The organism is Vibrio sp. 1249-1, assembly GCF_033340495.1.
On sequence record NZ_JAWOWJ010001038.1, the window covers coordinates 1 to 545 of the forward strand.

Here is a 545-nt window from a genome sequence, read left to right on the forward strand (position 1 = left end):
GACGGCACCGCCATCGCTTTTGGTGGCTGCCTGATCAAGGACAGCAAGGCCAAGTCGCTCGGCAATCTCGGTGATGCCGACACTGAGCACTACGCCGCGTCAGCGCGCGCGTTTGGTGCGGCGTTCCCCAAGGCCAGCATGATCGTGATGAGCCATTCCGCCCCCGATAGCCGCGCCGCAATCACTCATACGGCCCGCATGGCCGACAAGCTGCGCTGAGCCATGGCTGACCACGTCACCCCCAATCTGCCATCGCGCGATTTCGATGTGACAGAGGCGTTTTATGCGAAGCTGGGCTTTGCGACGAGTTGGAAGGATCGCGGCTGGATGATCCTGCAGCGCGGCGGTTTGCAGCTCGAATTCTTCCCCTATCCTGACCTCGACCCAGCTACGAGCTCGTTCGGCTGTTGCCTGCGGTTGGATGATCTCGATGCCATGGTGGCATTGGTGAACGCGGCGGGAGCCGAGGAAAAAAGCACCGGCTGGCCGCGCTTCAAAGCTCCGCAACTGGAGGCGAGCGGCCTGAGGATCGGCTACCTGATCGA

1 protein-coding gene and 1 pseudogene are annotated in these 545 nt (G+C 62.2%); both read left to right on the forward strand.

Features of this window, described 5'->3' with window-relative positions:
* Window positions 1-219: pseudogene (locus R7Z50_RS30330) on the forward strand (NDM family subclass B1 metallo-beta-lactamase); the annotation flags it as partial.
* Between the two features lie 3 nt (window positions 220-222).
* A partial coding sequence (locus tag R7Z50_RS30335; RefSeq protein ID WP_318150128.1) for a bleomycin resistance protein occupies window positions 223-545 on the forward strand: 323 nt, incomplete at its 3' end.